Consider the following 4,494-nt stretch of genomic DNA (forward strand, 5'->3'; position numbering starts at 1 on the left):
GCCTGAATTACTAGAATTTTGATATTTATCTTTAAAATCAGAATTCAACAAAAATTAATTTGCATATATCAAAAAACACCTCACATTATATAAGGCTTAATAAATTGAAACTAGTATTATTAATATACGCAACATTAAATATCATCATTTATTAATGACTTTAGCATTCAATTTCTTTGCAAATCGAGCACTCAAATTCTTAACCCTTAACTGAATTTTCCTCTTTAATTTTTCGCTCTTTCTCCTCATATTCAATCCAATCCTCAATACTTTTATCCGCTCCATATCTTCTTTGAAATTCTTTAAATTCACGATCCATTTTCTCTATATTAGCATCAACCTGCGCTATAAATGCTTCCATCTCCTTTTCTTCATCTCTTAATGCTATACCTCCTGCTATAACCCCATCTTTTTTATTAGCATCAACAGCAGCAACAGCATTACTAGAAGCTAATTTAACAGCATCACCATTATCTTTAATCATAGCTTGTAAAATATCAGCACCAGTTACTGCTCCAACTGCTTTTGCTGCATCACTGCTGCTGACTTCTTTGCATTTTCCAGCAGTACCAGCATTAGCAGAAGCAAATAACTTTGCCTGCTTCACCATCACCAGCATTTCCACCAGTTCTTGCAGTACTACCATCACTAGCCTTTTTATCATCTCCAGCATCATGTTTACCTTCTTCGCCCATTTTTTGACTAATTTATTCCTATTGATGCTTCAGCTAATGCCAAATCACTTGCACTTGGTTCTTCAACTTTTTGTGCCTTTGCTACATCTACTATCCCTTTCAATGCTTTATATGCTTTCTTTAATGCATCTGAATTTGCTGCTACTCCATTCTGGTTATTTGCTACATCAACTACCTTGTTACCATCACCTATATCTTTTAAAGATTCTAAATGGGTTTTCAATAAAGCTAAAACTCCCTTAGCTGCATCAACTGCAATTTTTTTGCATGTCTATGTATTTCATCCACTTTTAACAATACTAGTATAAGACAAATACTACTTTATTTATTATTTTGCTATTCCTTGATATTTGCTATAAAAATTAATTACTAACATACTTGATAAAATAATTACATATGATAAGGCTACTAGTTAAATCAATTGATAATCTCAATTCTAACATATTTTTCAAATTTATAAAAAACATTGTATTTCTGATAATGTCTATTAATTAATAGATCAAGCAATCCTATTGATCCAAAGAATAAATTGCAATACAATTTTTCATATAAGAATAAATGTTACACTTTCTTATACACACTATGACAAAGTTAAAACTTATATCTTATTTAATATTAATAACATACTCACATGCTTGGTGCTACACGCGCACAAATAATCAATTTACAAACATAAAACCCTTACAAATTGGAATTATTCAACATAATTACATAAATTTAACTCCTTATAATCAAAAACATAAATATCGTTCATTTCTTGGAATAACGATAATTTATAATGATTGGATTGATGTTAATATCATTCCAATCCATTTTTATCCACACAGTGCCAATCTATTATCAAATTCATATTTTAACTTTTCCATATCTCTTTATATATTAAAATATAAAATACAAATATATCCCTTTATTATCAATATCTTAATAGGACCTCAATTACCCATAACCCTTAGAACAGATATTATTACTGGTAATAATATTTCTGCTTTTCTTTTTCCTGCTTTACCTTTTCTTTCCATTAAACTTAATATCCCAATCAATAATGTATTTTCTATTACCTCCACCTTTTCTTCATCTCTTAGTGAATATTTTTTAGTGGATGCAGCCATCATATTCGCTATATAATTTATTCATCACTATTTATACAAAACACAAATTCAAGTATTATAAAAAAGATAACTTTAATAAAAGTTAACATAAAATTTTTCAAAATTTTAAATAAACAAAAATAAAAAATATTATTTCTCTATATTAATCCCCTTAAAACCTTCGGGAATCAGTACAATATCAATACCTGAATTTAACGACTGTTTAATAGCATACTCTAAATTAAAATTATTAACAATTGCTCCCATATCATATGCATCCGTCATTATAATGCTAAAAATATTCAGATTATCTCTTATAATCTCTACTATATCTCTTGACATACTACTAACATCCTTGGAAATATTAGGTACAAGTATATGAGCAAGCATTAAAAATTTTGCTTCTTTACCAAAAACAAATGGTACGAAATTATTTAACATCAAAAAATTTTTACTATAAGGCAATAAAGCTAAATCCTTATGAGTATCTATCTTAGTACCTCCAAGTCCAGGAAAGTGCTTAACCACAGCAAAAACCCCTTCTCTTTGCATTCCATCAACAAATGCCTCTACCATAAGACCAATATCGTAAAATGAATACCCAAAAGTCCTATTACCTAATGGACTATCAGGTGCAAATTTAGAATCTGCTACAGGTGCCATATTCATATTTATCCCAAGACGTCTAAGTTGTTTTCCAAGAATTTCACCTATCTTATATGCAAGTTGAACATCTTTTGTCTTCCCCACAGATTCCATAGAAGGAAAATTACACACTCCTAGTTTTTCATTTTCACTAGCTCTACTAACCAAGCCCCCTTCCTCATCAACAGCAATTAAAAGTTTGGAACCAAGATATTTTTTTAATTTTTCAATTAATTTTTTAGTTTGTTCAGCATCCTTAAAGTTTTCTCTAAACAAAATAACTCCCACTGGATTTATCTCTTGTATTTTCATAAGTTCACTTTTACTAACTGATTGAACAGAACTAGGATTAGAAACATTTCTAATACCAATAAAAATACAACTTCCATTTAAAATATCTTTAGAATTAACTTTTCCTAAAAACTTATCAACATCTATAAGATCAAATTTATCACTTTCAAAATAATCATAATCTATATCTGGAATAGAACCCAATAAAATAAAATGAAAAAACAAAAGTACAAATAATATCAATCTAAACATTCCATTTACCTTTCTTAAAAACCAAATCATATTTATTCTGTAATACATTATTAAGACCAATATTTAAGTATTTAGCAATATCAAAAAATGCATCTGAAAATTTATCACTCATATAATTACTCATAATAAGTGTACTAATAAATAACTTAGCGGGTAAAAATCTATCTTCCCTATTAACCTCAAAAATCAATGGATTATCTACCATCTTTATAACTTCCCATGTTATTTGCTCAATTGAAGTATATTTGCCAAATTCTTTAGTCTGTTCAATAACTCTCATAGGCATATCTGATATTATTCTATCAATATTTTTGATCAAATACTCCAAATTAAAAAGACCCGTAGCACAATTAAAAAAAATCTTACCTCCTTTGTACTCAAATTGCAACACTGTTTCTCTAGAAATAACACTACCAATATCAACACAGTTTAAATTATTATCATCATCTAAAATTAAAATCCCTCCCTTTGTATCTAGTGGTGTCTTAACACTAAACTCAAATCCAGCAGAATCATTAGTTATAGCCATTATAGCAAGTGTTTTTAAATTAACAGTAAAACCAACATTATCAATGTTCCCAATATATACAAATTTTTTACCTGAATTATAAAGTTGCATATAAATATCCCTCAAAACTTTAAAATTTTGACCATGTCCCGCAGGTAAAGCCAAAAAAACTTTCTTTCCATTATTAACATAATCAAAATATTCATAATGACCATCACTTAACTCTTTATAACAATACACCAAAGGCTGAATTGCTGTTAAAATATCCGATTTACAAAAATCACAATAATTTAAACTCTTAATCAAATTATTATCAAAAATACTGTCTAAAAAATCAGAAATTAATTTATAAGTCTTAACACTTGTCATTTGAAAAATAGAAGGTTTAATATTTTCACCATAAAGTTCATAATACTGCCTAGACAGCAATAAAAGATGTCGAATTTTTAATTCTAAAAACGAAAATCCATAACTACCATCTGTATTAACATACGCAGGTGTAATTCCTTTGGGCAAATGTCCAAAAAATTCCTTAGCTTCTAATATTTTATTTGCATATAAAAAATATAAGTCATTATTAAAATCACTATTTTTAAGTAGATCAAAATAACTAGTTGCAGAACCTCCATTTAAAATCCCAAACGAAAAATAAGGATACAGTGACAATCCTATCTTTCTTAAATTATCAGCAGTAAAAACATAAAAATCACCTTCTGATGAGAATAAAAACTTTCTATAATCATCAAAATATTTTTTCAAATTATTTTCAACAAGTTCTTTTCTAAATTTTAATTTAACAAAATTATCAGTAAGACTCAAAATATTACTATGACTTTCACTTGGAAAATTTTTAAAAGATATATCTAACCCTTTAAGGTAAGGCATATTAAGCATATTAAGTACTTTTTGAGAAAAAACTTTATCTATTACTTCACACATACTAAAAACCTCATTCAAACATAAGGTAAATAAATACAATTATATTTTAATATTAGCATTTATTGTAGTAATATAC

At 27.6% G+C, this 4,494-nt stretch carries 3 protein-coding genes and 2 pseudogenes; all 5 read right to left on the minus strand.

Annotation, left to right across the window (positions count from 1 at the left end):
• Positions 1–376 precede the first annotated feature (376 nt).
• Positions 377–689, minus strand: a pseudogene (locus tag BN1173_RS04820) (variable large family protein); the annotation flags it as partial.
• 22 nt (positions 690–711) lie between these two features.
• Positions 712–951: pseudogene (locus BN1173_RS00025) on the minus strand (variable large family protein); the annotation flags it as partial.
• A 676-nt stretch (positions 952–1,627) separates the two neighbouring features.
• Complete coding sequence (locus BN1173_RS04370) at positions 1,628–1,804, minus strand: hypothetical protein (protein WP_218972620.1); 177 nt, start codon at positions 1,802–1,804, stop codon at positions 1,628–1,630.
• A gap of 129 nt (positions 1,805–1,933) precedes the next feature.
• Positions 1,934–3,001, minus strand: a complete 1,068-nt coding sequence (locus tag BN1173_RS00035; protein ID WP_425456533.1) for a glycoside hydrolase family 3 N-terminal domain-containing protein — start codon at positions 2,999–3,001, stop codon at positions 1,934–1,936.
• Positions 2,964–4,418 carry a UTP--glucose-1-phosphate uridylyltransferase gene (locus BN1173_RS00040; RefSeq protein ID WP_040235679.1) on the minus strand — a complete coding sequence of 485 codons (1,455 nt, stop codon included), beginning with the start codon at positions 4,416–4,418 and terminating at the stop codon, positions 2,964–2,966. Before BN1173_RS00040 ends, BN1173_RS00035 begins: the two co-directional genes overlap by 38 nt.
• Positions 4,419–4,494 lie beyond the last annotated feature (76 nt).

The organism is Borrelia crocidurae (assembly GCF_000825665.2).
In the GTDB taxonomy this organism is placed as follows: Bacteria; Spirochaetota; Spirochaetia; order Borreliales; family Borreliaceae; genus Borrelia; species Borrelia duttonii.